The sequence below is a fragment of the Zhongshania aliphaticivorans genome, from assembly GCF_902705855.1.
Classification (GTDB): domain Bacteria; phylum Pseudomonadota; class Gammaproteobacteria; order Pseudomonadales; family Spongiibacteraceae; genus Spongiibacter; species Spongiibacter aliphaticivorans_B.
In genome coordinates this window covers 117,709-142,930 of record NZ_CACSIJ010000014.1, presented here as the reverse complement: position 1 = coordinate 142,930, position 25,222 = coordinate 117,709, and the positions used below count along the sequence as shown (strand labels likewise).

The 25,222-nt window shown below is 48.8% G+C and carries 28 protein-coding genes; 12 read left to right on the top strand and 16 right to left on the bottom strand.

The window, feature by feature from the left end; genetic code table 11:
* On the top strand, positions 1 to 1,059 hold the full coding sequence (locus GVJ32_RS12680; protein WP_159240474.1) for an alpha-L-glutamate ligase-like protein: 1,059 nt from the start codon (positions 1 to 3) through the stop codon (positions 1,057 to 1,059).
* A gap of 139 nt (positions 1,060 to 1,198) precedes the next feature.
* On the opposite strand, the gene GVJ32_RS12675 is transcribed toward GVJ32_RS12680, so the two are convergent.
* From GVJ32_RS12675 to GVJ32_RS12665, 3 genes are all read right to left on the bottom strand, one after another.
* On the bottom strand, positions 1,199 to 1,906 hold the full coding sequence (locus GVJ32_RS12675) for a thiol:disulfide interchange protein DsbA/DsbL (protein ID WP_159240473.1): 708 nt from the start codon (positions 1,904 to 1,906) through the stop codon (positions 1,199 to 1,201).
* A 176-nt stretch (positions 1,907 to 2,082) separates the two neighbouring features.
* The gene (locus GVJ32_RS12670; RefSeq protein WP_159240472.1) at positions 2,083 to 2,709 is read right to left on the bottom strand and encodes a c-type cytochrome; all 627 of its coding nucleotides are present in this window, start codon (positions 2,707 to 2,709) and stop codon (positions 2,083 to 2,085) included.
* Positions 2,710 to 2,751: 42 nt separating this feature from the next.
* Positions 2,752 to 3,054, bottom strand: coding sequence for a c-type cytochrome (locus GVJ32_RS12665; RefSeq protein WP_159240471.1), 303 nt, complete (start codon positions 3,052 to 3,054; stop codon positions 2,752 to 2,754).
* Between the two features lie 172 nt (positions 3,055 to 3,226).
* Between GVJ32_RS12665 and yihA the strand changes: the two genes are divergently transcribed.
* Positions 3,227 to 3,901 carry a ribosome biogenesis GTP-binding protein YihA/YsxC gene (gene yihA, locus GVJ32_RS12660; protein ID WP_159240470.1) on the top strand — a complete coding sequence of 225 codons (675 nt, stop codon included), beginning with the start codon at positions 3,227 to 3,229 and terminating at the stop codon, positions 3,899 to 3,901.
* Between the two features lie 155 nt (positions 3,902 to 4,056).
* Here yihA and polA read toward each other — a convergent pair whose 3' ends face one another.
* Positions 4,057 to 6,831 (bottom strand): DNA polymerase I, encoded by a 2,775-nt coding sequence (gene polA / locus GVJ32_RS12655; RefSeq protein WP_159240469.1) that lies wholly within the window; start codon positions 6,829 to 6,831, stop codon positions 4,057 to 4,059.
* A gap of 272 nt (positions 6,832 to 7,103) precedes the next feature.
* Between polA and GVJ32_RS12650 the strand changes: the two genes are divergently transcribed.
* On the top strand, positions 7,104 to 7,370 hold the full coding sequence (locus tag GVJ32_RS12650; RefSeq protein WP_159240468.1) for a hypothetical protein: 267 nt from the start codon (positions 7,104 to 7,106) through the stop codon (positions 7,368 to 7,370).
* 34 nt (positions 7,371 to 7,404) lie between these two features.
* Here the strand turns inward: GVJ32_RS12650 and GVJ32_RS12645 are convergent, their stop codons facing one another.
* Positions 7,405 to 8,253, bottom strand: a complete 849-nt coding sequence (locus GVJ32_RS12645) for a metal ABC transporter solute-binding protein, Zn/Mn family (protein ID WP_159240467.1) — start codon at positions 8,251 to 8,253, stop codon at positions 7,405 to 7,407.
* Between the two features lie 83 nt (positions 8,254 to 8,336).
* On the opposite strand from GVJ32_RS12645, the gene GVJ32_RS12640 reads away from it, so the two are divergent.
* From GVJ32_RS12640 to GVJ32_RS12630, 3 genes are read left to right on the top strand one after another with little or no spacing between them, the layout of a single operon-like run.
* Positions 8,337 to 8,813, top strand: coding sequence for a Fur family transcriptional regulator (locus GVJ32_RS12640; RefSeq protein ID WP_286187617.1), 477 nt, complete (start codon positions 8,337 to 8,339; stop codon positions 8,811 to 8,813).
* Positions 8,806 to 9,555, top strand: a complete 750-nt coding sequence (gene znuC / locus GVJ32_RS12635; RefSeq protein WP_159240465.1) for a zinc ABC transporter ATP-binding protein ZnuC — start codon at positions 8,806 to 8,808, stop codon at positions 9,553 to 9,555. Before GVJ32_RS12640 ends, znuC begins: the two co-directional genes overlap by 8 nt.
* Entirely contained in the window at positions 9,548 to 10,342 is a 795-nt protein-coding gene (locus tag GVJ32_RS12630) for a metal ABC transporter permease (RefSeq protein ID WP_159240464.1), read from the top strand. The genes znuC and GVJ32_RS12630 overlap by 8 nt, the downstream gene beginning before the upstream one ends.
* 62 nt (positions 10,343 to 10,404) lie before the next feature.
* Here GVJ32_RS12630 and GVJ32_RS12625 read toward each other — a convergent pair whose 3' ends face one another.
* Genes GVJ32_RS12625 through GVJ32_RS12605 form a run of 5 tightly spaced genes read right to left on the bottom strand, consistent with a single transcriptional unit; the run spans position 10,405 to position 14,430 of the window.
* A complete protein-coding gene (locus GVJ32_RS12625) occupies positions 10,405 to 11,073 on the bottom strand; it encodes an SCO family protein (RefSeq protein WP_159240463.1) in 669 nt (222 codons plus the stop codon).
* The gene (gene cyoE / locus GVJ32_RS12620) at positions 11,073 to 11,984 is read right to left on the bottom strand and encodes a heme o synthase (protein WP_159240462.1); all 912 of its coding nucleotides are present in this window, start codon (positions 11,982 to 11,984) and stop codon (positions 11,073 to 11,075) included. The genes GVJ32_RS12625 and cyoE overlap by 1 nt, the downstream gene beginning before the upstream one ends.
* Positions 11,981 to 13,030 (bottom strand): COX15/CtaA family protein, encoded by a 1,050-nt coding sequence (locus GVJ32_RS12615; protein WP_159240461.1) that lies wholly within the window; start codon positions 13,028 to 13,030, stop codon positions 11,981 to 11,983. The genes cyoE and GVJ32_RS12615 overlap by 4 nt, the downstream gene beginning before the upstream one ends.
* A 36-nt stretch (positions 13,031 to 13,066) precedes the next feature.
* Positions 13,067 to 13,687 (bottom strand): hypothetical protein, encoded by a 621-nt coding sequence (locus GVJ32_RS12610; RefSeq protein ID WP_159240460.1) that lies wholly within the window; start codon positions 13,685 to 13,687, stop codon positions 13,067 to 13,069.
* A complete protein-coding gene (locus tag GVJ32_RS12605) occupies positions 13,684 to 14,430 on the bottom strand; it encodes an SURF1 family protein (RefSeq protein ID WP_159240459.1) in 747 nt (248 codons plus the stop codon). The genes GVJ32_RS12610 and GVJ32_RS12605 overlap by 4 nt, the downstream gene beginning before the upstream one ends.
* Positions 14,431 to 14,483: 53 nt before the next feature.
* Here GVJ32_RS12605 and GVJ32_RS12600 point away from each other — a divergent pair, with 53 nt between their 5' ends.
* Complete coding sequence (locus GVJ32_RS12600) at positions 14,484 to 14,735, top strand: DUF2909 domain-containing protein (protein ID WP_159240458.1); 252 nt, start codon at positions 14,484 to 14,486, stop codon at positions 14,733 to 14,735.
* A 90-nt stretch (positions 14,736 to 14,825) separates the two neighbouring features.
* Here GVJ32_RS12600 and GVJ32_RS12595 read toward each other — a convergent pair whose 3' ends face one another.
* The 4 genes from GVJ32_RS12595 to coxB are packed head-to-tail and all read right to left on the bottom strand — an operon-like array spanning position 14,826 to position 19,161.
* Positions 14,826 to 15,806, bottom strand: a complete 981-nt coding sequence (locus tag GVJ32_RS12595) for a cytochrome c oxidase subunit 3 (RefSeq protein ID WP_159240457.1) — start codon at positions 15,804 to 15,806, stop codon at positions 14,826 to 14,828.
* A 40-nt stretch (positions 15,807 to 15,846) separates the two neighbouring features.
* On the bottom strand, positions 15,847 to 16,416 hold the full coding sequence (locus tag GVJ32_RS12590; protein WP_159240456.1) for a cytochrome c oxidase assembly protein: 570 nt from the start codon (positions 16,414 to 16,416) through the stop codon (positions 15,847 to 15,849).
* Between the two features lie 15 nt (positions 16,417 to 16,431).
* A complete protein-coding gene (ctaD, locus tag GVJ32_RS12585) occupies positions 16,432 to 17,991 on the bottom strand; it encodes a cytochrome c oxidase subunit I (RefSeq protein WP_159240455.1) in 1,560 nt (519 codons plus the stop codon).
* Between the two features lie 12 nt (positions 17,992 to 18,003).
* On the bottom strand, positions 18,004 to 19,161 hold the full coding sequence (gene coxB, locus GVJ32_RS12580; protein ID WP_159240454.1) for a cytochrome c oxidase subunit II: 1,158 nt from the start codon (positions 19,159 to 19,161) through the stop codon (positions 18,004 to 18,006).
* Between the two features lie 455 nt (positions 19,162 to 19,616).
* On the opposite strand from coxB, the gene GVJ32_RS12575 reads away from it, so the two are divergent.
* Together GVJ32_RS12575 and GVJ32_RS12570 are read left to right on the top strand one after the other, a co-directional pair.
* The gene (locus tag GVJ32_RS12575) at positions 19,617 to 20,939 is read left to right on the top strand and encodes an MATE family efflux transporter (protein ID WP_159240453.1); all 1,323 of its coding nucleotides are present in this window, start codon (positions 19,617 to 19,619) and stop codon (positions 20,937 to 20,939) included.
* Positions 20,940 to 21,148: 209 nt separating this feature from the next.
* On the top strand, positions 21,149 to 21,481 hold the full coding sequence (locus GVJ32_RS12570) for a hypothetical protein (protein ID WP_159240452.1): 333 nt from the start codon (positions 21,149 to 21,151) through the stop codon (positions 21,479 to 21,481).
* A gap of 1 nt (position 21,482) precedes the next feature.
* On the opposite strand, the gene GVJ32_RS12565 is transcribed toward GVJ32_RS12570, so the two are convergent.
* On the bottom strand, positions 21,483 to 22,049 hold the full coding sequence (locus tag GVJ32_RS12565) for a DinB family protein (RefSeq protein WP_159240451.1): 567 nt from the start codon (positions 22,047 to 22,049) through the stop codon (positions 21,483 to 21,485).
* Positions 22,050 to 22,094: 45 nt separating this feature from the next.
* The gene (locus tag GVJ32_RS12560) at positions 22,095 to 22,991 is read right to left on the bottom strand and encodes a LysR family transcriptional regulator (RefSeq protein ID WP_159240450.1); all 897 of its coding nucleotides are present in this window, start codon (positions 22,989 to 22,991) and stop codon (positions 22,095 to 22,097) included.
* 115 nt (positions 22,992 to 23,106) lie between these two features.
* On the opposite strand from GVJ32_RS12560, the gene GVJ32_RS12555 reads away from it, so the two are divergent.
* From GVJ32_RS12555 to GVJ32_RS12545, 3 genes are all read left to right on the top strand, one after another.
* Complete coding sequence (locus tag GVJ32_RS12555; protein ID WP_159240449.1) at positions 23,107 to 23,709, top strand: FMN-dependent NADH-azoreductase; 603 nt, start codon at positions 23,107 to 23,109, stop codon at positions 23,707 to 23,709.
* Positions 23,710 to 23,743: 34 nt separating this feature from the next.
* Positions 23,744 to 24,607 carry a pirin family protein gene (locus tag GVJ32_RS12550; RefSeq protein ID WP_159240448.1) on the top strand — a complete coding sequence of 288 codons (864 nt, stop codon included), beginning with the start codon at positions 23,744 to 23,746 and terminating at the stop codon, positions 24,605 to 24,607.
* Between the two features lie 168 nt (positions 24,608 to 24,775).
* Complete coding sequence (locus tag GVJ32_RS12545; RefSeq protein ID WP_159240447.1) at positions 24,776 to 25,201, top strand: CBS domain-containing protein; 426 nt, start codon at positions 24,776 to 24,778, stop codon at positions 25,199 to 25,201.
* Positions 25,202 to 25,222 lie beyond the last annotated feature (21 nt).

Sequence of the window (25,222 nt, the reverse complement as noted above, 5' to 3'; positions counted from 1 at the left end):
ATGTCCTTATTCAGCACGTGGAAAGACCTACGTAAAAAAGGGGTGATGGGTATTAACCAGCGCAATGCAGATTTTGTGTTGCGCTATAACCAACGCCATTTATACCCGCTGGTCGATGACAAAATTAAAACCAAAGAGCGCGCGGTGCAAGCCGGTATTCATGTACCACCCATGTATGGGGTTATAGACTCCGACAAGCAAATCAGCAAACTCTCTGAGATTGTAAAAGACCACCGCGACTTTGTGATTAAGCCCGCTCAAGGTGCGGGTGGGGACGGTATTGTTGTGATTGCCGATCAGTTCGAAGGTTATTACCGCACAACGTCTGGTCGCTTACTAAGCCGCGATGACCTTGAGTTTCACCTGTCTGGCATTTTATCTGGTATCTACTCGCTGGGCGGTCACCGCGACCGCGCACTAATTGAATTTAGGGTTACCCCCGACCCCATCTTTAGCGCCATCAGCTACGAAGGCGTGCCGGATATTCGTATTATCGTTTTGAAAGGCTACCCCTTACTCGCGATGCTGCGCCTACCTACGCGGCAGTCCGGCGGCAAGGCCAACCTTCACCAAGGCGCAATCGGTGTTGGTGTTGATTTGGCTACAGGCATCACCCTAGACGGCACGTGGCTGAACAAATTCATTAACAGCCACCCAGACACCACCAATCCGGTACGCGGCGTACAACTGCCGTTCTGGGACGAATTTATGTCGCTAGCCACCCGTTGCTATGAGCTTACAGGCTTGGGTTACTTGGGTGTAGATATGGTGCTAGATAAGGACCGCGGCCCACTCATGCTAGAGTTAAATGCCCGTCCCGGTCTCAATATTCAGATCGCCAACGACGCAGGGCTAGCCGCACGCTGCCGCACCGTAGAAAAAGAAATTGATCGTCTTGCGGCCAAGGGTATACACAAACCCTCACCAGCAAAGCGCTTAGCTTTCTGCCAGCGTGAATTTGCGCAACCATCATTAATCACTCGTAACGAACCCTTAGCGACTGAGGTGTTGTCCAGCATAAGTAATGAGGCTATGGACTCCCCCCCGAGTAATCCATAGTTTTTCAAACGAAAAAGGCCGCTTAGCGCGATGTGCTAAGCGGCCTTTTTATGTCTGGCTCATATTCTGCGCGAAGATAAAAACCAAGGCAGAATAATAATCTAAGAGCGAAGGCGACCGAATTCAGATCGCCCAGAACTTATTTTGCTGCACGCTCTTTAGCGATCAACTCTTCGGCAACTTCTAGCATTTCCGCACGACCACCCGCTGAGCGACCCGTTACTCGATACTTACCGTTAATGATCAATTCTGGTGTGCCGGCAATGCCGTAAGAACGAGCCCGCGCATCAGCCTGCTTCACTTGGCTATTCACACCGAAAGAATCGAAGGTTTTACGGAAAGTATCCGCATCAATCCCCGCATGCTCGGTAAATAATTTCGCCAGCGCATCTGCGTCCTTCAACATATTGCGATCAACATTGATGGCATTAAAAATAGGCTCGTGCACCTTATCTAACACACCTAAGGTCAACGCCGCGTAGTAGGCCTTGGCATGCACCACCATCAAGTCATTCCACATGGCAGGGGAGCGATGAAAATCAACATCTGCAGGCAGCTGCTTATTCCACGCTTCTAACATGGGGTCAAAATGAAAACAGTGGCTGCAGCCGTACCAAAACACTTCTACCACTTCTATTTTATCTGGATTGCTTGTTCTTACCGGCTGGGCAATACGAATAAAGCGCTCGCCTTTGTCACCAGCATCCGTCGGCTGAGCTTGGGTTTGGGCGGCGCTTGCCGCTGGCGGCACGACCTTGGCAGCCGCAGGCTCTGCGCCGTCGCTGCAGGCAGACACCAATAACAAAAAGCTGAATACCGTCGCCAGTGAGAACATTTTCTTAAACATGAAGCCCCCTCATTTAAAAACGTCTTACCAGTCACACTCTGGAGAATGGCAAAGAAATATTAATAAAATTGTTATAAGTTGTCTGAGACCATATTAAAACCCAATGATTCCGACATGCCACCATCTTACAGCAATAAAAAAAGCGGCCTAAGCCGCCTTTTTTTATCTGTTTGCTCTTATTGATGCAAACCTTGAATGAAGCTTGCTACCGCTTCAATTTCAGAATCGCTCATTTTAAAGGCAATTGAACGCATAATTTGGGTATCACCATCATTTTCACGTCCTTCACGGCCATCGGCCGCAGCACGGAAAGCTTTCAACTGAGCAATCGTGTAATCCGCATGCTGACCAGTCAACGCAGGGAAACCAGCCGCCGCCATACCACGTCCAGTAGGTGAGTGACACGCTGCACAAGCTGGCACGCTACGGTCAGCAATACCACCGCGGTAAATAGCCGCGCCTTTTTCTAGCAATGCAGGATCGGTCTGGCCAGTGCTGCCGGCTTTACTCGCGTAAAACGCGGCAATATCGGCAATGTCTTGGTCTGACAAATTGTCGGTCTGTCCAGCCATCATTGGCACAGGACGCTCACCAGATTTAATGTCATGAATTTGCTTGGCCAAATAGCGTTCGCCTTGCCCCGCTAGTTTGGGGAAGGTTGGTGCTGCGCTATTGCCGTCAGCACCATGGCAAGCTGCACAAGGTGCTGCCTTTGCTTTACCGGCTGAGGCATTACCCTCTAATGCCATAGCAGAACCGGCAAACATTAATGAGGCAATCATTACTAGTAGTGGTTTATTCATTGTCACACACTCTTTAATCAAGATAATTCTGTCATGCACAGCTTAAGATTTTGGCGTCGCCATATACTCAATCAATGCTTTAAATTCGTCAGCGCTGCAGCTGAAGCACAAGCCCTTTGGCGGCATTGTATTAAAACCTTCATCAGCATGTTTCACTAGGGTTTCCATACCTTTTTCCATGCGCGGCGCCCAATCTGCCGCAACACCCGTTTTTGGCGCACCGTTCGCACCAAATCCGTGGCAGGCATAGCAGGATGCCTGATAACGATCTACAATCGCCTGCTCGGCGGCAACTGCGAATACACTAGATACCAAAAACAGTGCCGCTACTAACCATTTACACATGATCTACGTCTCCAAATTTCAGTAAGCAAACACCGCTTTTCAGAAAGCAGGGGGCTATTTAGTAGCTAAAGTGACCCCGCACAAAAACTGCGGCATTATACACAACTAGTCGGCATGGGGGCCAATTATTGCCCTAATATGCCCCTGCATTAGCAATTTTCTCGGACATATTATGGATTCTTCGCCCACGCTTAACTACCGTCGCGCCAGCTATTTAAAAAGCTCACCCGGCCTCATGCACTGCCCAGATGACTCTGGGGCTGAGGTTGCCTTTGCCGGCCGTTCAAATGCGGGAAAATCCAGCGCAATCAATCGCTTGACCGAGAACAAAAAACTAGCCAAAACCAGTAAAACACCTGGGCGAACGCAATTATTAAATTTTTTCGTCTTAGATGAAACCGGCCGGCAACGACTCGTCGACCTACCGGGCTATGGCTTTGCCAAAGTCCCCTTGGCGGTAAAAAACGAGTGGCAACGTAATCTTGAAGCCTATCTGCAAAAGCGCGAGTCGCTGCGTGGCATGGTACTGATGATGGACATTCGCCATCCGCTCACAGAATTCGACCGCCAAATGGTGGGCTGGGCCACCAAAAGCGCCATGCCCATGCACATCTTGCTCACTAAATCTGACAAGCTCAAACGCGGGCCAGCGCAGGCAACCTTGCTGTCAGTGCGTAAAGATCTAGTGGAATATGGAGATTTAATTAGTGTGCAATTATTTTCTGCCCACAACGGCGACGGCTTGCAAGATCTGCGCAACCAACTAGATCAGTGGCTAGACACACGAGCATTTGATGAAGTGATAAGCGCTGATACCGATGGATTGGAAAGCAATGGTGAAACTTAAAAAGAAGTGACGCAAAAAGGCCCGGCGCGCTGAACTCACCGGGCAATCCTACTCCTCAGGAGTCAGGGGGAGACAAGTCTCCTAACGCGGGGCTGTTACATACATTTAAGAGCAACAGCCTATTAAAAGTAGACGCAGATTTGCGATTATGCAAATCAGTGTGCCTCATCCCAATTCGCGCCAGTGCCTACCCCCACCTCTAATGGCACCGATAAATCCGCAGCCGCCATCATTAGCGCCACAACGTCTTTCTTCACTGTGTCTAATGCCGCAGGGGATACCTCTAAGACCAATTCGTCATGCACCTGCATAATCATTTTTGCGTCAACCCCACTGTCGCTAAGGTAGCGGTCTACTGAAATCATCGCACGCTTAATAATATCCGCCGCGCTGCCCTGCATTGGCGCGTTAATCGCAGTTCGCTCCGCTGCCTGACGGCGCATACCGTTGCTGGCATTAATTTCGGGCAGGTATAAACGTCGGCCGAACAGGGTTTCTACATAGCCCTTTTCCGACGCCAACATACGCGTTTCGTCCATATAGCGCAGCACCCCAGGGTAGCGCTCAAAATACAGATCGATGTATTCCTGCGCCTCTTTACGACCAATATGTAGCTGCCGCGCAAGGCCAAAGGCAGACATACCATAAATTAAGCCGAAATTAATGGCTTTGGCGTTACGGCGCTGATCATCGCTCACTTGATCTAGGGCAACCCCAAACACCTCTGCGGCGGTGGCCTTGTGAATATCCTCACCTGCGGCAAATGCGTCGATTAAACCGCGATCTCCCGACAAATGCGCCATAATACGCAACTCAATTTGAGAGTAATCTGCCGCTAGAATGATATAGCCCTCTGGCGCAATAAAAGCCTGACGAATCCTTCGCCCCTCAGCACTGCGAATTGGAATATTCTGTAAATTTGGATCAGAGGACGACAAACGTCCGGTAGCCGCTACGGCCTGATGATATGAAGTGTGTATGCGACCTGTAGCGGGGGCAATCAGCAGCGGCAATTTGTCGGTGTAGGTGGATTTGAGCTTTGCCATGCCACGATGCTCAAGAATGACCTTGGGAAGGGGGTAGTCATGCGCAAGCTCAGCCAACACTTCTTCCGCAGTGGAGGGCGCACCCTTCGGGGTCTTTTTAATAACAGGGATTTGCAAACGCTCAAACAGGATTTCGCCCAACTGCTTTGGCGACGCCAAATTAAACTCGCCCCCCGCCAACTCATAGGCCTCGCTTTCTAGAGCCTGCATTTTCAAACCCAGCTCGTGACTCTGAACTCTCAATAAGTCGCGACTCACCAGCGCGCCATTGCGCTCAATACGAGACAAGACTGGCACCAATGGCAGCTCAATGTCGCGATAAACCGACATCAGCGCCGAACTTGCTTCAAGTTGTGGTGACATGGCTTGATGTAGCCGCAAGGTAATATCAGCATCTTCGGCGGCATAGGGCCCAGCCTGCTCCAAAGCAATCTGATTAAACGTTATTTGCTTTGCGCCTTTACCGGCAATATCTTCAAAGTGGATCGTGGTGTGATCTAAATATTTTAAGGCCAAAGAATCCATATCGTGGCGACTGCCCACGGAGTCCAACACATAGGACTCCAACATGGTGTCTTCAGCAATGCCGCGCAGTGTAATGCCGTGATTCGCAAGTACATTGGCATCGTATTTTAAATTTTGCCCCAGCTTGCGCTTGTTGGTGTCTTCAAGAATCGGTTTGAGGGCAGCCAATACGGCTGACTCATCGAGCTGATCAGGCGCATCTAAATAATCGTGCCCGAAAGGTAAATAGGCGGCTTGACCCGCCTCCACGGCAAAAGACACTCCAACAACCCGCGCCTGCATATAATTTAAGCTGGTAGTTTCGGTGTCGAAGGCGAAAAGCGGGGCGGCTTGCAACTTTTTTAACCACTCATCCAACTGTGCCTGAGAGAGGATCAGCTGATAGTCCGCCTCGCCAGAAAACAACGGCGCTGCGCTTTCATTGTCGCTAGGCGCGTCGTCATCTTGCGCCAGCGGCACCGCCTGAACCAAAGACTCCGCACGATCAGCCCGACTTATTTCGTCAACCCAACCTTTAAACTCAAGCTCCGTAAACAGGCTTAATAAACGCGCATTATCAGGCTCCGTAGGCAATAAATCTGCTACCGACACCTCTAAGGGCACATCACATTTGATCGTCGCCAAAGCATAAGACAGCATGGCTTGCTCGTGGTTATCCGTTAGTTTTTTCGCAATCCCTTTGGCGCCGCGTATCGGTAAATCCGGCACCTTGTCGAGATTTTTATAGATATCATCTAAGCCGCCCAATGCCTGTAACAAGGCCAGTGCAGTTTTCTCCCCCACGCCAGCAACACCGGGGATATTGTCGACTTTGTCGCCCATTAGCGCCAAAAAGTCGATAATTAACTCTGGTGGAATTCCGAACTTCTCATTCACACCCGCGATATCCATCACGGTATCGGTCATGGTGTTGACTAGGGTTACATGCTCATTTACCAGCTGAGCCATATCCTTGTCACCGGTAGATACCAATACCGGGCGCTCCTTTCCCGCCTGAGCCGCCAAAGTCCCAATCACGTCATCGGCCTCAACACCTTCAATAACCAATCGCGGCAAGCCCATTGCGTCAACAATGTCGTTAATCGGCTGAATCTGGCTGCGTAAATCATCAGGCATGGGCGGGCGTTGCGCTTTGTATTGCGGGTACATATCGTCACGGAAGGTTTTGCCCTTGGCGTCGAATATCACTGCAATCGGACTGCCGGGATAGTCCTTTTTTAAACGGCGCAGCATATTGATGACGCCCTTAATTGCACCGGTAGGCTGCCCCGTTGAGTTATTTAGCGGCGGCAGGGCATGGAAAGCACGGTACAAATAAGAGGAACCATCTACTAAAACAAGGGGCTTTATTGCTGTCATGGGAGCGAATTGGCACGTCGATAATTGGGAGTCGGCAGTGTACCACGACCCGCACCAGCACCAGCACCAGCATCATTAACCAATCTAAATCGGAGATGTGTTACTGATTTTCTCAACCCCACAGTCACTAAAACTTGGCAATTTGCCACATTAACGGGAAATTAACAAAAATTAAGCAGACTTCTTTTTCTGTTGTGTTACCTTACGTAACACAAGGTAACCTTTTATCTTGTGCAGGGCCAAACATGCCCATATTGAGAGGAGTAACTCACATGAACAAAACTATCAGCGCAGTCCTTATCTTGGTTGCCAGTGCCACAGCAATTGCCGCAGAACCCAATGTCGCAGTTACTGAGCCGATGGTCTTAGCCTACAACCAGACTAACGGCAGCAAGCCACTAGAACCCGCCGTCGAGTACACTAGCGAAAACTCAGCAGCGCGCTTTCTTGAGAAAAACTTGGATGTTGTTGCCGCCAGCTTAAATTTAGAGCTAGATGACAAAATCAGCAGTGTGATGACACCACGTATAGACGACTAAGCGCTAACCGCTTATGACGCGTCTTTACTGGCTGCTAATGATCAAAACAGGTCAGAAATGCCTGCCCGAGCTGACGGTATAACTCCAGAAACCCGTCAGCACCTTCCTTTGCCCCAGCGACGCTTCTCGCACCCAAGGGGTCTATTTCAATCACAGGTATCTCAAGGCCTACGGTCAATGCTTTAAGCATCGCCGGTGCGTATTGCGGCTCGCGAAACACACAGGCAAACTCTTCAGCCTGCAAACGTTTGCGCAATTCAACAATATGCCTTGCTCCTGGCAGACGATCTGAGCCAGATATAACCATCTCTCCAGCGGGCAAACCGTAGTGGTTTTCAAAACGACTAAAACCATCATGTAACAGCAAGTAAGGACGTCTTTCGCGACGGCCTATTTCCTCCCGCAGCTGTTTATCATATTGTCGAAATTCCGAGCTAAACCGCGCCGCATTGGCGTGAAAATACGCACCGCGAGACGGAAGGCGATCTGATAACAAACGCGCAACACGCCGCGCTATACTTTGCACTTCCTCAGCATCCATCCACAAATGAGGATCTTCATCATGCTTTAGATCAGGGTAAAGGGCGACGGCATTCTCTTGTTTACGCAGCAGCTTATCTAGGTAAGTCTCCAGAACAGGCCCAATCCATATCACTAAGTCTGCAGAATGCACGCGCTGAGCATCTGAGGGACGCAGCTGGAAGTCATGGGGCGACACCGTCGCCGGCGCGAGAAGCTCCGCGCTAATGGCGTCACCACCAACATCTTGAACAATTAATTGCAGCGGCATAATACTGGACAGCACAACGGGCTTGTTGCTGTCTGCCCACGCGATATTACTGAGCATCCAAGCTGTTAATACACCCCAAACTACTGCTTTCAACTGATCTTCCCCATTGTTTATTACCACGCTAATGCAATATTATAACATTTTATTTCGGCGCGAATTAGAACTCGATGCACAATATGCCCCAACCGCACGATCATCAGCATTGTATTGATGACGCCATGGCCCGCGCACGGGAGTTATGCCTGCGCCGCCAAGTAAAATTTACCCGCATTCGCGAGCAAGTTTTGGCCTGCGTGTGGGCAAACCATCAGCCGGTAGGGGCTTATACCATTCTCGAAGAAATTGCGAAAGAGAGCGATCGTCGCCCCGCGCCACCCACCGTATACCGCGCCCTCGACTTCTTACTCGACAATGGCCTTGTACACCGCATTGCCTCGTTAAATGCCTTTGTTGGCTGCAAGGATCCTAGCCATCACCATCAGGGCCACTTTTTAATATGCCGGCAATGTCGAAATGTAATAGAGCTGGATGCCGATATCATTAATAGCGCAATTAGCACCGCAGCCACCCAATATGGCTTTGTGGTCGAAACACCCTGCGTTGAAGTCGTCGGTTGTTGCGCGGGCTGCCGGGAGTTAAGCGACAATGAATAATCCGCCACTACTGGAACTCAGCCACATATCGCTAAAGCATCACCAACAAAGCCTGCTCGACGACGTTAGCCTTAGCCTCTCGCCACGCCAAATCATGACCATTATCGGCCCCAATGGCGCAGGAAAAAGCACCTTAGTCAAAATAGCCCTGGGTCTAATCGAACCAGACAGCGGCACCGTACTCAAGCAGCCGAATCTACGGATCGGCTATATGCCACAACGCCTTTCACTCAACCCCCTCATGCCCCTAAGCGTGGAGCGGTTTTTAGCAATGGCGAATACCCGCAATATCGATACCGCACTTGAGCGCACAGGCATTAGCCATTTACGCAAGCGCCCGCTACACGACATATCTGGCGGTGAAACCCAGCGCGTACTATTGAGCCGCGCCTTGCTGAGTGAGCCAGATTTATTAGTGCTGGATGAACCCGCCCAAGGAGTCGATATCAACGGCCAAACTGAGCTCTATGAATTGATAAACCAATTGCGCGACTCACTAGGTTGCGCGGTACTGATGGTGTCACACGATCTTCACTGGGTGATGGCGCAAACCGACACCGTTATTTGTCTAAATCAGCATATTTGCTGTCACGGTCACCCAGAACATGTGAGCAACGATCCCGCCTATTTATCGCTGTTTGGCCGCCGCCACGCCGAGGCAGTCGCGCTCTATCAACACGACCATGATCATCAGCACGACATCCACGGCGATGTTGTGTGCGAGCACCATCACCATGACTGACATACTATTAAACGCCTTATTCGCAGGCTTGCTGGTAGCTGTCTTGTGCGGCCCACTCGGCGCACTGGTAACCTGGCAACGCATGGCGTATTACGGCGACACGCTCGCTCACTCTGCGCTGCTGGGCCTAGCACTAGGCTTAGCACTGCAAGTAAATTTACAGTACAGCGTGTTAATCACCTGCTTGCTAATTGCCAGCCTATTGTTTGCCCTGCAGTGGTGGCGAGATATTGCGCTAGATAGCCTGCTCGGCATTTTATCCCACAGCAGCCTTGCCCTCGGTTTGGTCTGCCTGTCGTTTTTAGACGGCCAACAATTGGATTTAAATGCCTTTTTATTCGGAGATTTGTTAGCCATTGTGCGCGAAGACTTAATCAGCCTAAGCATCATTTGTGTTTTGGTCATTGCACTACTACTACGCTACTGGCCTGCTCTTGTTGCCATTACCGCCCACGCGGAGCTGGCGGAAATAGAAGGCCTGCCGGTAAAACGTCTGCGCTTGTTGCTAATGTTGATGGTTGCCGCTACCGTCGCGGTCGCTATGAAGATAGTGGGGGTTTTGCTTATTACCGCGATGCTAATTATTCCGGCATCTGCAGCAGGTCGCTTTGCCCGCAGCCCAGAACAAGCTGCGGTACTCGCCATTATTTGCGGTGCAATTGCCGTAGTTTGTGGTTTAGCTGGAGCTTGGTACTGGGATACCCCCGCAGGCCCAAGTATTGTACTTGGGGCTGGGAGTTTATTTGTACTAGGACAATTGGCGCCAAGCTACCGACGCCGTAACTAAATTGGAGATAATAAAGGCCTTTAATATTTTATTCTCTGGCAAAATAAATCCGCGCAAAGGCCTCAATAATATTCCCGAATAGATAGATAGGCACGCTTCAGTTTACTAATTTCTAAGGGCGCTTTAAAAAAGCCAACAGAATGTCCCTTGGGATTAATCAAGGCAACATTGGCGCTGTGCTCAACCAAATAATTGCTACCGCCACCCGGCACCTTAGTGAATGGAATATTCAGTGAGGTTGCAAAACGGTGGATCTCTAAGAAATCACCAGTAATACCGCGAAACGCAGGATGGAAGAAATCCAAATAACTGTGCAATTGTTCCGGCGTATCACGGGCAGGATCTACACTCGCGAGCCAAATTTGCGTGTCGGCCTGCACCTCAGGATCCAACTCTTGGTAAAACGCCTTTAATTGCGCCAAGGTTGTTGGACAAACATCTGGGCAATAAGTAAAACCAAAAAACACTAAGCCCCACTGTCCCTGAAAAGTCGTGGGCGTAACGCGCTCGCTGCGATCATTTTCTAAGGTAAAATTAGGTAATAACCGCGGATTTTCGTACAAATACGCGCCTTGGGATTTAAGTTCTTCCGTCGTCATTACCCGCGCGCGGGTAAAGGCATAAAAGAATCCACCCACCAAAATAATAGCGATTGAAACGATAGCCAACACCGTTAAACGTATACCGCGATCACGCTTCGCAGTCGAACTAAGCTGCTTCTCTTCAGTCATCAGTATTCAACCTCAAAAATAGTCATCGCCGGCAATAGATAGTGATCCAATAACATGATCATAAACAATGCCATCAAATAGATAATGGAATACTTAAACGTTGCCATCGGTGCCTTCGGATCATTACCGCGCATCAACACAATCGCCCAGTATAGAAATCCAGCTCCCAAACACACTGCACCGAGTAAATACAAAGATCCACTCATGCCCGTTGCAAACGGCAGCAGCGTAACAACACATAAGAGTATTGTATAAAGCAGGGTGTGTAATTTGGTATAACCAATCCCGTGGGTGACTGGCAACATCGGAATCTCGACCTTGGCATAATCATCGCGACGATGAATAGCCAGGGCCCAAAAATGCGGCGGCGTCCAAATAAAAATAATCAGCACCAGCAACAATGCATGACCGTCTACCTGATTAGTTACCGCCGTCCAGCCCAATAGCGGTGGCGCTGCACCAGCAATGCCGCCAATCACAATGTTCTGCGGTGTCGCGCGCTTAAGAAAGAGGGTATATACAACGGCATATCCGAGTAGCGACGCTAAAGTCAGCCACGCAGTTAAGGCATTCACTTTAATAAGTAAAACCGCCATACCTAAACCGCCGATCACCGCCGCAAAAATTGCAGCGTCACGGGTTTTCACCCGCCCCTGCGCAATAGGGCGGTTGTGGGTACGGGCCATCACCAAATCGATACGGCTGTCGACTAAATGGTTTACCGCCGCCGCCGCACCAGCACACAGCGCAATACCGAGATTGCCGTAAACCAAAGCCTCCCAAGGCACCATACCCGGTACCGACATAAACATGCCGATTACCGAGGTTAGCAACATCAAGAGTACAACGTTGGGTTTACACAGTTCGTAATAATCTCGCCAGTTTGCTGACTCGGCCTTTGGCTGCGTCATACTCGAATTCCCCCGCGGTTTACCGCCGCTGTATAAACAAGATAAGTGGTCGTAACCTGAGTAAGGAGCAGTAGGGCACCTACTAAATTATGTGCGACGGCAACGTCAATCGGAAAATTAAACACCACATTGCTAATACCCAAACTGATCTGCGCCATCAGCACAACTACAATTACAACAGCAAGTTTTTTCGCCGCCGCCAAACCCAAGCCGCAGAGTTTTATTGCTAAAAACAGTAAATACGCTGCTGTCACAATCGCGCCTACTCGGTGGCTAAAATGAATGGCCACCCGCGCAGCATTGTCCATCGTGCCGCCCAAGTAGTTAGGGCCAATATGTTGGGTTATATTAAAGCCTTCCGCAAAATTCATTGGCGGCAACCACGCACCCTGACAGGTTGGAAAATCGGGGCAAGCGATATCGGCATAGTTCGACGTCGTCCAGCCACCCAAAGCAATCTGCGCTACAACAACCAACAAACCAATGACGGCCAATGGTCGAATCGAATTTAATTTATCTTCAGCAATAGCTGGAATTTGCCAATGAAAATTATTGAGCCGGAGAGTAAGTAGCCACAGTAAACTAAGCGTTGTGAATCCACCAAGAAGATGAGCGGTAACCACCTGTGGCCATAACTTTAAGGTTACGGTCCACATGCCAAACATGCCCTGTAATATAATAAAAGCCAACAGAAACATGGGCAGTTTCACAGGCTGCTTAGGCTCACGACTACGTAGAGAAAACACCAAAATCCCAATAGTGAACAAACCCAAACTTGATGCCAAATAACGATGAATCATCTCTGGCCAAGTCTTATCATGCTCAACGGGTGTTTCTGGAAATGCCTCATTAGCACGTGCAACTTCATGATCTTCGCTAGGCCACAACACATGGCCATAGCAGGTTGGCCAGTCAGGGCACCCCAATCCGGCGTCAGCTAAACGAGTAAAAACGCCCATTCCCAGCACAATAACGGCGACAAGACAGGCAATAAATGTCAGACGAAAACCTGCTTTGCGCTGCGCCGGCGTATTAAAAAGAGCCATTGATAAATTCCGTATTCGCTATTCTTTCCGCGCCGATTACTTAATCAGGCGCCCCATGTCTTTGAGGACGTCCTTGCCTAGTGTAGTCAGTGTTTGCTGCTCAGTATCTCCTGCGCGGTAATACATCATTACCCAGCCCATCGGATCAACAACATAGAAGGCCCGCGAATCAAAAGGATTAATTTCTAGATTCTTTAACTTACTTAAAAACGGCGTGCCATCCGCATATAAAACATTAATATCGCTATGTTCCGCTTCGATGAAGTCGCGTAACTTTGGCGACAATGGCCCGTCAACAGCGAGATAAATACGCTCGACACGATCCATTTTTTTACCCAGCGCAGTATGAGTTTGTCGCGTTAGATAAAGCATACGCTCACAGGCATCAACACAATCCTGACCACCAACCACCATATATACCCAACGCGATTCTGCTCGGTTAAATAAGAACTCACCACCGTCGCTACGCTGGGGATGTAATTCGCCAAGCTGCACAGGTGGATCAATCAAGGTGCCGCGATTGACAGTGCGAAAATTAATAATATTTTCCTTCGCCAAATAATAAACAGCGCTGGACAATAAAATGACGACGATAGGGATACCTAATATCAAACTAAGAAGACGCTTGCCACGCTTTGGATCTGCTGCTGTTGTCATAACTCTTTGTTCTCTTCATCTTTGCCGCGCTTAAGTAGCACCGCCAGATTTGTGTTAAGAAAAATAAAAATAATGCCTAAGGCGATAGCCATCCCAAACCACTGCACGGCATAACCGGTATGCTTTGCCGGCGAGACATTCACAATCAATCGCTCAGTTTGCAATGCCCCAACACTGCTACCATCTAGTCGCAGACTAGTCGGAAGCATGTTTTCAAATTCCTGCTTTGCTGTATTTATATCTAACCACTGCTGACGACGCGGCCACACAGTCTGAATTTCACTACCCAAGCTAAAATTCTTCTCGTCGCTGCGATACAATTCGCCACTAATCCTCACAAGGCCTTCGGGTATGGACACCACCGGCAATGTGCGGCGAGAAGCATCACCCGCAATCCAACCACGATCAACTAACAGCTCTTTTCCATCGTTCAGGATAAAAACCGCCATTATCTCATATCCGAATCGGCCGTGAGAAATTCGATTATCTAACAACCAGTATTTTTCAGAATCAAACTTGCCCTCAGCGTAAGCGGGGCGGTAATTGAGAAAATCATCTAGCCCAGTAACATTCACTGCTGGTAGTAAACGACGCTCTTCAAAATTAGCCAACAAGGCTTGTTTTTCATCCGCGCGGCGCAATTGCCAGCACCCGAGACTCACCAACACCGGCAATATTAAAATGATTGCCAGCACTGACTTCCAATCGAGCTGCCATTGAAACTTGGTCCGCTGGCTGGCCATTTATGAAATCCTATTGTGTATACTGCGGCAAACAATAGAGGAGGCTTACCGGTATGTGGTTAAAGATTGTCATAGTCGTGCTGTTTATCGCACTCGTCATCAGCCTATTTAGCGGGCTGATCTTTTTAATACAAGACCGCGGTACAACTATGCGAACCTGGCAGTCGCTAAAGGTTCGCTTGATAATTGCCGCATTGCTGATGGGCTTCCTGTTTTATGGTGTTTTCACCGGAAAATTAGGCTCTAACGCGCCCTGGGATCAACGCTATTTAGATTCAGGTAAAGCCGTCCTACAAACACCATAGACACTTAATAGGGAACTTGGCCGGTATCACCTGTTTACCAAAGTAAACAGATGTACCGGCCAAATTTATTGAGCTGCTAGTAGTGCGCGCTTACAGAATGTAAACGAACAAGAACAAGAATACCCATACCACGTCTACAAAATGCCAGTACCAAGAGGATGCTTCAAAACCAAATTGGTCTTCTGCAGAGAAGTGACCTTTGGTTTTAGAACGTAACCACTGCACCAACAACATGAAGGTACCCATCGCCACGTGGAAACCGTGGAAACCAGTCAACATGAAGAAGGTGGTACCGTAAACGCCACTATTCAGACGAATACCGTATTCAAAAAGTGCTTCGTGGTATTCCATGTACTGCAAGTACAAGAAAATACAACCTAGAGCTACGGTTATAAACAACCACAAATTAAACTTTTTACGGTCATTCTGTTTAATGCCCATATGGGCAATGTGGCAGGTAAAGCTCGATGCCAACAGAATTACTGTGTTGTAGAGCGGTAACCAGTGAGCAATATTTGCAAAACCTGGGAACGACAAGCTGTGCTCAGCACCAACGAACTCGCCGTTATTTGCCAAATGTCCCGCTGCCGCTTGTGCTTGCACACCACCAATTGCGTCCTGCGGTGTTTCCAGCAATGGCCAGGAATATTCAAAGCCAGGCCACAACAGGGTATTCATTGTGCCTGCACCTTCACCCGCCAACCAAGGCGCTGAAAGGTTGCGGATGTAAAAGAGGGCACCGAAGAAAGCGCCGAAGAACATCACTTCAGAAAAAATAAACCACTGCATACCAATCACGTAGGATTGCTTAAGCTGCGCACTGTTCATGCCTGCACGGTTTTCACGAATCGTCGTGCTAAACCAAACAAACAAAGTAGCAGCAAGCCAAAATAAACCAGCCCATAAAATAAAGCCGGAGTTGGTTTCTTCGCCTGCACGGTAACTATTATCATTAATGACACTGGCAGCGCCATAAACGATGGTTGTCATGCCAATCGATGCGCTGATAGCAAGCTTACTACTGTCGGGCACGTAGTAGGTTTCGTGCCCTGTATTGCTTTGACCCGCCATTGTTAAATCTCCATTTTCTCGGGGGAGAAAAATCTCTTTTCTATTTCGATGACGCCGCAACAGAATCCTGCTTCGCCGCCATCTCGGTTACGTCAAAAATTGTATATGACAAGGTAATTACGTGGATATCTTTGGGTAAATCACGATCAATAATAAACTGTAGCGCCAAATCAGCGTCTTTGCCTGCCGCTAAGGGCTGCTGATTAAAACAAAAACACTCTGTTTTATGAAAGTACTCAGCAGCGCGGGACGGAACAATGCTGGGAATCGCCTGCGACACCATATACCTATCTTGCGTGTTCTTTGCATAGTAGGTGACCTGGCTAGATTCACCGGGGTGAACCTCAACCTGACTGGTGTTTGGTGCAAATTCCCACGGCATCATTTCATTGTTTTGCGCAACAAATTGCACTTTCACAATACGATCTGTATCAACCTGACTCTCTACAGCTGTGTACTGTCGACCGGTCTTACCGTTAATACCTAACGCTTCACACAAAGCATCGTAAAGCGGGGGCATTACCCACATGGCGAAGGCAAACATAATAAACACCAAGCCCAGCAGCTTAATGCTAAGCTTTTTGATATTTTTGTCTGCCTGAGTCGCCATAATTACATCCAGTCCTTACTTCAGTTCCGGTGGAGTCGTAAAGGTGTGGTATGGCGCAGGCGTAGGCACTGTCCATTCCAGAGTTGTGCCACCTTCCCATACTTTCGGATCGCTGACCGGCTTGCCGTGAGTAATTGTTCTAACGATATTGAACAAGAACAACAGTTGGCTAGCGCCGTAAATAAACGCACCGATGGATGACATCATATTGAAGTCAGCAAACATCAGGTTGTAGTCAGGAATACGACGCGGCATACCCGCCAGACCCACAAAGTGCTGCGGGAAGAAGGTCAGGTTGAAACCAATGAACGAGATCCAGAAATGGGCTTTACCCATAGACTCGTTGTACATTTTGCCGGTCCACTTTGGAATCCAATAGTACACAGCAGAAGACAGGGCGAAGATCGCACCAGCAACCATGGTGTAGTGGAAGTGAGCAACAACAAAGTAGCTATCGTGGTACTGGAAGTCAGCGGGCGCAATAGCCAGCATCAGACCAGAGAAACCACCAACGGTGAACAAGAACACCTTGGCAATCGCAAACAACATTGGCGTTTCAAGGGTAATAGAACCCTTGAACATAGTGGTGATCCAGTTGAACACCTTAGCCGCTGTTGGCACCGCAATTAACATCGTGGCGTACATAAAGAACAGTTCGCCAGCAATCGGCATACCTACCGTGTACATATGGTGAGCCCATACGATGAACGACAAGAATGCGATTGATGAAGTTGCGTAAACCATTGAGTCGTAACCAAACAAAGGCTTGCGAGAGAAGGTTGGGATAACCTCTGACACCACACCGAATGCAGGCAGAATGATGATGTAAACTTCTGGGTGACCAAAGAACCAGAACACGTGCTGGAACAATACTGGGTCACCACCACCGGCAGCGCTGAAGAAGCTGGTGCCAAAGTGAATATCCATCAACATCATGGTTACTGCACCCGCCAATACTGGCATAACAGCAACTAACAAGAACGCAGTGATCAACCAAGTCCATACAAACATTGGCATTTTCATATAGGTCATGCCAGGCGCGCGCATGTTCACTACAGTTGCAATGATGTTAATAGAACCCATGATCGACGATATACCCATGGCGTGAACCGCGAATATAAAGAAGGTCACGCTTGGAGGCGCATAAGTTGTAGACAATGGCGCGTAGAACGTCCAACCAAAGTTAGGACCACCACCTTCCATTAGGAGGGTAGATGCCAGCAACAAGAATGTTGGCGGCAGGATCCAGAACGACCAGTTATTCATCCGTGGCAGAGCCATATCTGGCGCACCGATCATCATCGGAATCATCCAGTTAGCCAGCCCAACAAAGGCCGGCATAATGGCACCGAAAACCATAACGAGACCATGCATGGTCGTCATTTGGTTGAAAAACTCAGGCTGTACTATTTGTAAGCCTGGCTGAAATAGCTCGGCGCGAATAATCATGGCGAACGAGCCGCCAAGTAAGAACATCGCAAAGCTAAACCACAAATACATCGTACCGATGTCTTTGTGGTTGGTGGTAAATAACCACCGCGTTAAACCTTTAGCAGGTCCGTGATGAGCACCCATGGTGTAATCCCCCTACTGACCTTTCTTGAATTTGTAAATATCAACTGGCTGCAACATGTCACCCATGTTGTTACCAAAGGCGTTGCGCTGATATGTAATTACAGCAGCAAGATCCACCTCATTTAGCTGACTACCAAATGCCGGCATAGCTGTGCCGGGCACACCGTCTACAACACGCGCTGTGTGCTCTTTCATTGCACCCGTCGCAATTGGGCTGCCAGCAATCGCTTTACCGACGCCGCCTTCACCGTTTGCTCCGTGACACGCTGCACAGCTGCTGGTGTAAACTGATTTGCCGCGCTCAACCAGCTCTTCCAAAGAAAAGTCTTTCGCCATCAATTCTTTAATTTCAGCGGCGGCGGCTTGCTTCTCGCCCAACCACGCTTCGTATTGAGGCTCTTCAACAACATTAACCACAATCGGCATAAAGCCGTGGTTACGTCCGCATAGCTCAGCACACTGACCACGGAAAACACCGGTTTCAGTAGCTTTAGTCCATGCTTCATTGATAAACCCAGGAATTGCATCGCGTTTCACAGCCAGTGCAGGTACCCACCAAGCGTGTAATACGTCGTTTGCAGTAACCAAGAAACGTACTTTCTTGTTAACTGGAATAACTACGGGCTCATCAACTTCTAACAAATAGTTAGAACCTTTGTCTTCGGTGTTCGCAATTTCTGCGCCATCGGTTAACAAATTAGAAAAGAAACTGATGTTGTCGCCATTCGGGTTGATGTATTCGTATTTCCACTTCCACTGGTAGCCGGTGATCAAAATATCAAGATCAGCGTCATCGGTGTCGTAGATTTCGATGAGTGTTTTTGTGGCTGGAACAGCCATAAACAGCAAAACTAGAAATGGAACTATTGTCCAAGCAATTTCCACGCGGGTATTTTCGTGAAAAGTTGCCGGCTCCTGATGACGTTCTTTGCGGTAAGCAAAAACCGAGTAAAACATCACGCCAAAAACCACTATGCCTGTTACAACGCAAATGTAGAAAACCCACATATGCAAATCGTAAATTTGATGACCTACCTCGGTAATACCGGGGGCCATATTGGTTTGCCAACGCTCGGCCTGTTCGGCCCACGCGCCGGTACTAAACAGACTTAGCAGCATTAGCACAGGACTAAGCGCCAGCTTGAAAAGCCGTTTCGCTTGTAAATACATTCCCGTGTCTCCATGTACAGTTAATAAAGACCCCTTAGCCGGCTAGGACAAGCGATGCACACGTTTTTGATCTGCGGGGGGAACACAATCGTTAAATTGAACTCTTAAGCAGACACAAACAAATCCCAGTGCGAATTTTGTAAAATCCGTATTGAGATTCATTCGTAATTTGTGCATCACATTACCCGTTAACACTGCTTTGGGTGCGACAAAACGCCGCAATTATAAACCCGTTAAATGCACCAGCGCTACTCCACTGCACAGGAATACCACGAGAGTTTCTAAGTAACACCCGCTCTTTTGCCTTATCCCCACCAATTAAAGGGTTATTCTTCAAGCAGAACCACTAGATATGGGGTAAAATCTATTTTGCTTTTGATCTTGAGATCAATTTCTATCCGCCCTATTTCTGTGCAATTCACCCCAACATCGGCTGCAAGCACTAAGAACTGATCATGCCCCCACGCGACCACCAGATTCACCGCCGCATCAAAGCGCTCGCATGGCCCATGATTCTTGCCAATTTGTCAGTTCCACTTCTCGGTATCGTGGACACCGCCATCCTCGGCCACCTTGGTGATAGCCGCTACCTGAGCGCGGTTGCCATCAGCACCAGCCTACTTGCCTTCCTGTATTGGGGTTTTGGTTTTTTACGCATGGGAACCACCGGCGCCAGCGCACAGGCCGCCAACAAACAAGAAGGTGCAGGCCTACTATTAAAGGCACTGCTCATAAGCTTACTGATATCACTATTTATACTGCTGGCCGGCCACAAACTCAGTTATCTTGGCCTCAGCCTTATGAATGCCGACGACACATTGCTGCCGCTGGCAAAAAGCTACCTACATATCCGCCTATACAGCGCTCCCGCAGTGTTAGCTACTTACGTCGTTATTGGCTGGCTTATTGGACAACAAAACACACGATGGCCTTTAATCATCGCCATCAGCACAAACATTCTCAACATTGCGCTAGATTATTTTTTTATTATCAAACTAAACCTTCACAGCGACGGCGCTGCGATTGCCAGCGCCATTAGTGAATATGGCGGTTTAGGCCTCGCGCTTTGGGCTGTACGCCACAGTTTAAGGCACATGGCCTCATTTGGTATCAAGCAGGTTTGGCGTTACGGCCCCCAAATAAAGCAATTGCTTAGCAGTAATTTTCAGCTTTTTATCCGCACCGCAGCACTTCTATTCAGCTTTGCATTTTTTACCGCCCAAAGTGCCGCATTGGGACAAAACCAACTCGCAGCCAACGCCATATTGCTACAACTTATGATGATTAGCGCCTACGGCTTAGATGGCTTTGCCCACGCCGCGGAAGCGCTAGTCGGAGAGGCCTATAAACGCCAAGACGCCCACATGCTACTCAGCACCTGCCGGGCCTGTGCTACATACTGCGTAATGACGGCCGCCATCATGAGCGCAGTACTATTTCTACTCAAATCGCCTATTGTCGTCGTGATGACGGATTTAGCTGTCGTTCAAGAATTAGTAAGCGAATACTACAGCTGGCTTATATGGCTGCCGTTATTGTGCGCCCCAAGCTATCTATTAGACGGTATTTATATTGGCACGCTCAAAACCAAAGCCATGCAATGGTGCATGTTGTTCTGCGTCTGCCTTGTGTTTTTACCGCTGTGGCGTGCAACCCTGCACTGGGGCAATAACGGCCTATGGCTTGCCTTCTCCGCCTTTAATCTAGCCCGCGGGCTGAGCCTAGCCCTAATGTTTAAACGCAGCGTTCTACAAAAGCTAAAAGTCACCCTAGCCTAACTCGCTACCACTAGTAACACTTCTTTGTAATTTAAAGCTAGTTGATATCCCGCATCGACGCAGAACAGGGCATCAATTATCAATCTAAATCTAATAGCGATTGATTGTTCCGCGAATTTCGGTAACAATATTTGTGTATATAGGTATCAACACCCTCGCTTACATCTCCTTACTGTCTTTCAGTGTCATTTTTTTAAGAGGTATGACCAATGAAAAAAGCCACGTATTTACTCGGCAGCTTGCTGTTGTGCTTAATCAGTACCAGCGTATTCGCCGAATGTGCCTCCCGCGCCGTTTACCGCGCCCCAGAAATCCCAGAATTAAATGAAACAAGCTTTGAGCAGGCCATTCAGCTTGAAAAAGAAGTCAAATTTTATATAGAAGACGCCGACCAAAGACTGCAGGAATGCGGCCGCAAAGCTTCACCATTCGCCCACAATATTGCCCTAGGTCGTATGGAAAGAGTCGCCAAGGCATACAACGAAATCGCAGAGTTTTACAACCGCGCGACCGTTGCATCAAATAACGTCGCCTCAAATTAATCTATTTGCTACGAGCACCGTCGTCACCATTCGGCAACTCGTCGATCCACAGCAATAAGTCGGTAACCCCCACATCCACACCCTGCTGACTTAGCAGGGTAGTGACTTGCCCTCGGTGATGAGTCTGGTGGTTAAAGAAGTGCTGCAACACCAAACCAAATGGCTTACTGAAATCGTGGCCCTTACTGTTTTTATAATCTAAGGGATGATCAAAACTGTCTTCTGTTAAAGCCTCGGTCCAACGGCAAATCTGAGCATCAATCAGCCGGCGAGCACCAAATAAAGCATCAAATTCCTCGTGTAAAACCTCATTCAAGGCAGATGGCGCGGCCATCGCTGCAATCCCAGTCAGTGCCGAAGCCGCCGCAAAGGGTCGCTGTGCGAAGCGCTGTAGCCACATAATGTCTGCCACCAGAAGATGATTTAGCGTCCCCAATATAGATTGGAAAAACGCCCCCACATTGCTTGCCAGCTGCGCCTCACTTAAGGACTGTGCCGCCGCATAAAGACGCTGATTCATATCGCGGTTATAACGGCCCATCAAAACATATTGTTGCTGACGCCCCATTTCTCAAACCCCACTAGTCCAACACATGGCCAAAGCCACCCAATTTCAACACGACAAACTTGCCGCAGAGGCCTTCAATAATTGTTCACAACGCAACGCCGCCGCCCCCGCAAGATCTCGGTTCGGCAAAATCAAAAACAAGTCGGCAAAACGCTCACCGCCCTCCATCATCGGAAGTGGGACAATTTCGCCACGGTCTAATTCTGCTCGCATAACCAACTCGGGAAGCCACGCAAAACCCAAGCCCCGCGCCACGGCATTTATCGACACCTCCATGCGACTAACGGTCAAGCGCTGAGACGCCTCTAACCAGCCCGAGTCACGCTGACGCCGCACCCCCGAATCCCTTACCACAACCTGCCGAAACGGCCTTAAATCTCGATAATCTAGCATGCGATCCAGTTTATGTAGCGCATGATCTCGGTGTGCAACCGCAACGAACTTAACCCGTAATAAGTGATCGCCTAAAAACCCCGGTGGCACAATACCTGTTATCGCAACATCGCAACGCCGCTCAAGCAAAGCCTCTTCAGCTCCACTTAACACACTTTCAACACACTCGATGCGAGTATCTGGGCAGCTTTCGCTAAGATCTGCTAGACAATCTAGCATTGCATGACTGGGAAACAGGGTATCGCACACTATTCGCAACTGCGGCTCCCAGCCAAGGGCGGCGGACTTAGCTGACTTTTCTAAGCGCAGCGCCTCATCAATCAACGCCTTGCCACGGCGATACAGCATTTGCCCCACCTCCGTTAGCTCAGACTTCCGCCCACGGATTTCAAACACCTTTACCCCAAGCTGCTCCTCCATCTTCTGAATGGTATAGGTCACCGCCGACTGACTTTTATGTAAAACCTCCGCTGCGCGGGCATAGCTACCCTCATCAACAACTGCCAAAAAGCAATGCCACTGCTCAAGATTTGTTCTAGGCCCAGACATATAAATCAACTTTTCTGATCATTAATGTCAATAAATTGCGCTTTTTAAACAACTTTATCAATAGTTTAATGAAGTCATCGAATACTAACCGTAAATACCCGTTTTGGAGCAAATCATGACTAATATTCTTCATATAAATAGCAGCTTATTTGGTGAAGGTGGCAAATCTAGCCAAATGGCGAATGAATTTATTCAAGCTCTGCGCAGCAAGTTAGATAGCTCTGCACTGGTGTCCCGCGATCTACATGCCAATCCACTTCCGCACTTAGATGGCGAACGCTTTTTTGCATTCGTTACGCCAGCCGATGATAGAAACGACGCCCAGAAAGGCGTCGTGGCCGAATCAGATGTGCTGATAAATGAACTACGCGATGCCGATATCATCGTCCTTGGCATACCGCTCTACAATCTCGGTATACCGTCTACCTTTAAAGCCTATATTGACCACGTCGCTCGCGCCGGCGAAACCTTTCGCTATACCGCTAATGGCCCAGAGGGCTTGTTAAGCAACAAAAAAGTCTACGTCTTTGCAGCCCGTGGCGGCCAATACAAAGACACCCCGTTGGATACGCAAACACCGTATTTGCGCCATATTCTAGGTTTGATGGGGATCAGCGATATTGAGTTCGTCTATGCAGAAGGCCTAAACATGGGGCCAGAGGTCGCTGACAAAGCACTTGCAGACGCCCGCAAGCAATTGCTTGAAAAAGCCGCTTAAACATTCGTTAGCCAAATCATCCTGGAGAACAATCATGACGACTCGCACCGTAACCCGCATTATTCCTGCACAGGCAACGTCTGACGGTGCCGGTGTGAAACTAAAGCGCAGCTTAGGCCAGTCGAACGCCACTCGTCATGACCCGTTCTTAATGCTGGACGAATTCTTTTCCGATGAACCCGCTGACTATCTGGCTGGCTTTCCCTCACATCCACACCGCGGCTTTGAAACGGTGACCTATATGTTGGAGGGGCATATGCTCCACGAGGATCATCTCGGCAACAAAGGTCATCTACGCGACGGTGGCGTACAATGGATGACCGCTGGGCGAGGGGTAATTCATTCAGAAATGCCTCAGCAAGAGGCCGGTCGCATGCGTGGTTTTCAGCTGTGGATCAATCTACCCGCAGCGGAAAAAATGCAGCCCGCAAGTTACCAAGATATTTCGGCTGACAACATTCCGCATTTAAAATTAAGCGAGCACAGCGAAGCCGTGCTTATTGCCGGCCGCAGCAATATTAATGACAGCGACGCCGTCGGCTATATCAATGGCAGCGACAGTCGGTCGCGGAGCACCGACCCGATTTATATCGACCTGCGACTTGGCGCCGCAGAAAGCGCAAGTTTCAAATTGCCGATAGACCATAATGCCTTGGTATACGTTTACGAAGGTGACGTAACAATCGGCGACCAACATCTCGACCTCAATACCAGCGCCATACTCAGCAGCGGCGACACATTAATCGTAAAAGCCAAAAGTAGCGCTCGGCTACTGATATTAGCAGCGCGGCCAATTGGCGAACCCATTGTTCAATACGGCCCCTTTGTGATGAACAGCAAAGATGAAATTGAACAGGCACTCAAAGACTATCGAGACGGCGTACTTGCCATCGCCTAAAACCTAAGAACCTAGCGGAATCGACAAGCATCAAATACACTTAGAAATGGGCACATTCGTCAATTCTCGCCAATTAATAGCTAAAAGCGTTTGTTTTAATCAAAACATTGTATTTACGCTATTAATTCACGCGGGATATATTAGGGCTCAGCTCTACAGGAGTATCTTATGACAACGTCAATACTCGTCCGCGACGTAATGACCTCACCGTCACCACTGGTAAACCAAGGCTGTGATCTCGGTGAAGTCGTCCAAACTCTACTTAAACACGGTGTTTTTGGCCTGCCCGTTATTAACGACAACAACGAGCTAGTCGGCTTTGTTTCTGAGCAAGACTGCATACACGCGGTATTAGTCAGCAGCTATCACTGCGAAGGCTCGCCCGTTGTCGACGATGTAATGAGTAGGGAGGTATTAGCAGTTGAAGCCGATTCATCTATTATCGACCTCGCGCAGAAAATGGGTAAGAACAAACCTAAATCTTACCCCGTGATTGAAGAGGGTAAATTAATCGGCCTAGTTACCCGCAGCGCTATTTTAGAATCGCTTTGGGCCAATAGAGCCACTTGCGACCTACCCAACGAAAAACAGTAAAACGCCAATTACATCGCCGCT

Excerpts from the sequence above, each read along its gene's own strand:
- coxB (WP_159240454.1), bottom strand. The coding sequence starts at position 19,161 with ATGTATTTACAAGCGAAACGGCTTTTCAAGCTGGCGCTTAGTCCTGTG.
- GVJ32_RS12615 (WP_159240461.1), bottom strand. The coding sequence starts at position 13,030 with ATGGCTCTTTTTAATACGCCGGCGCAGCGCAAAGCAGGTTTTCGTCTG.
- znuC (WP_159240465.1), top strand. The coding sequence starts at position 8,806 with ATGAATAATCCGCCACTACTGGAACTCAGCCACATATCGCTAAAGCAT.
- GVJ32_RS12630 (WP_159240464.1), top strand. The coding sequence starts at position 9,548 with ATGACTGACATACTATTAAACGCCTTATTCGCAGGCTTGCTGGTAGCT.
- GVJ32_RS12670 (WP_159240472.1), bottom strand. The coding sequence starts at position 2,709 with ATGAATAAACCACTACTAGTAATGATTGCCTCATTAATGTTTGCCGGT.
- GVJ32_RS12595 (WP_159240457.1), bottom strand. The coding sequence starts at position 15,806 with ATGGCGGGTCAAAGCAATACAGGGCACGAAACCTACTACGTGCCCGAC.
- GVJ32_RS12600 (WP_159240458.1), top strand. The coding sequence starts at position 14,484 with ATGTGGTTAAAGATTGTCATAGTCGTGCTGTTTATCGCACTCGTCATC.
- polA (WP_159240469.1), bottom strand. The coding sequence starts at position 6,831 with ATGACAGCAATAAAGCCCCTTGTTTTAGTAGATGGTTCCTCTTATTTG.
- GVJ32_RS12575 (WP_159240453.1), top strand. The coding sequence starts at position 19,617 with ATGCCCCCACGCGACCACCAGATTCACCGCCGCATCAAAGCGCTCGCA.
- GVJ32_RS12560 (WP_159240450.1), bottom strand. The coding sequence starts at position 22,991 with ATGTCTGGGCCTAGAACAAATCTTGAGCAGTGGCATTGCTTTTTGGCA.
- ctaD (WP_159240455.1), bottom strand. The coding sequence starts at position 17,991 with ATGGGTGCTCATCACGGACCTGCTAAAGGTTTAACGCGGTGGTTATTT.
- GVJ32_RS12680 (WP_159240474.1), top strand. The coding sequence starts at position 1 with ATGTCCTTATTCAGCACGTGGAAAGACCTACGTAAAAAAGGGGTGATG.
- GVJ32_RS12565 (WP_159240451.1), bottom strand. The coding sequence starts at position 22,049 with ATGGGGCGTCAGCAACAATATGTTTTGATGGGCCGTTATAACCGCGAT.
- cyoE (WP_159240462.1), bottom strand. The coding sequence starts at position 11,984 with ATGACGCAGCCAAAGGCCGAGTCAGCAAACTGGCGAGATTATTACGAA.
- GVJ32_RS12650 (WP_159240468.1), top strand. The coding sequence starts at position 7,104 with ATGAACAAAACTATCAGCGCAGTCCTTATCTTGGTTGCCAGTGCCACA.
- GVJ32_RS12570 (WP_159240452.1), top strand. The coding sequence starts at position 21,149 with ATGAAAAAAGCCACGTATTTACTCGGCAGCTTGCTGTTGTGCTTAATC.
- GVJ32_RS12555 (WP_159240449.1), top strand. The coding sequence starts at position 23,107 with ATGACTAATATTCTTCATATAAATAGCAGCTTATTTGGTGAAGGTGGC.
- GVJ32_RS12640 (WP_286187617.1), top strand. The coding sequence starts at position 8,337 with ATGCCCCAACCGCACGATCATCAGCATTGTATTGATGACGCCATGGCC.
- GVJ32_RS12545 (WP_159240447.1), top strand. The coding sequence starts at position 24,776 with ATGACAACGTCAATACTCGTCCGCGACGTAATGACCTCACCGTCACCA.
- yihA (WP_159240470.1), top strand. The coding sequence starts at position 3,227 with ATGGATTCTTCGCCCACGCTTAACTACCGTCGCGCCAGCTATTTAAAA.
- GVJ32_RS12590 (WP_159240456.1), bottom strand. The coding sequence starts at position 16,416 with ATGGCGACTCAGGCAGACAAAAATATCAAAAAGCTTAGCATTAAGCTG.
- GVJ32_RS12605 (WP_159240459.1), bottom strand. The coding sequence starts at position 14,430 with ATGGCCAGCCAGCGGACCAAGTTTCAATGGCAGCTCGATTGGAAGTCA.
- GVJ32_RS12610 (WP_159240460.1), bottom strand. The coding sequence starts at position 13,687 with ATGACAACAGCAGCAGATCCAAAGCGTGGCAAGCGTCTTCTTAGTTTG.
- GVJ32_RS12550 (WP_159240448.1), top strand. The coding sequence starts at position 23,744 with ATGACGACTCGCACCGTAACCCGCATTATTCCTGCACAGGCAACGTCT.
- GVJ32_RS12625 (WP_159240463.1), bottom strand. The coding sequence starts at position 11,073 with ATGACTGAAGAGAAGCAGCTTAGTTCGACTGCGAAGCGTGATCGCGGT.
- GVJ32_RS12675 (WP_159240473.1), bottom strand. The coding sequence starts at position 1,906 with ATGTTTAAGAAAATGTTCTCACTGGCGACGGTATTCAGCTTTTTGTTA.
- GVJ32_RS12665 (WP_159240471.1), bottom strand. The coding sequence starts at position 3,054 with ATGTGTAAATGGTTAGTAGCGGCACTGTTTTTGGTATCTAGTGTATTC.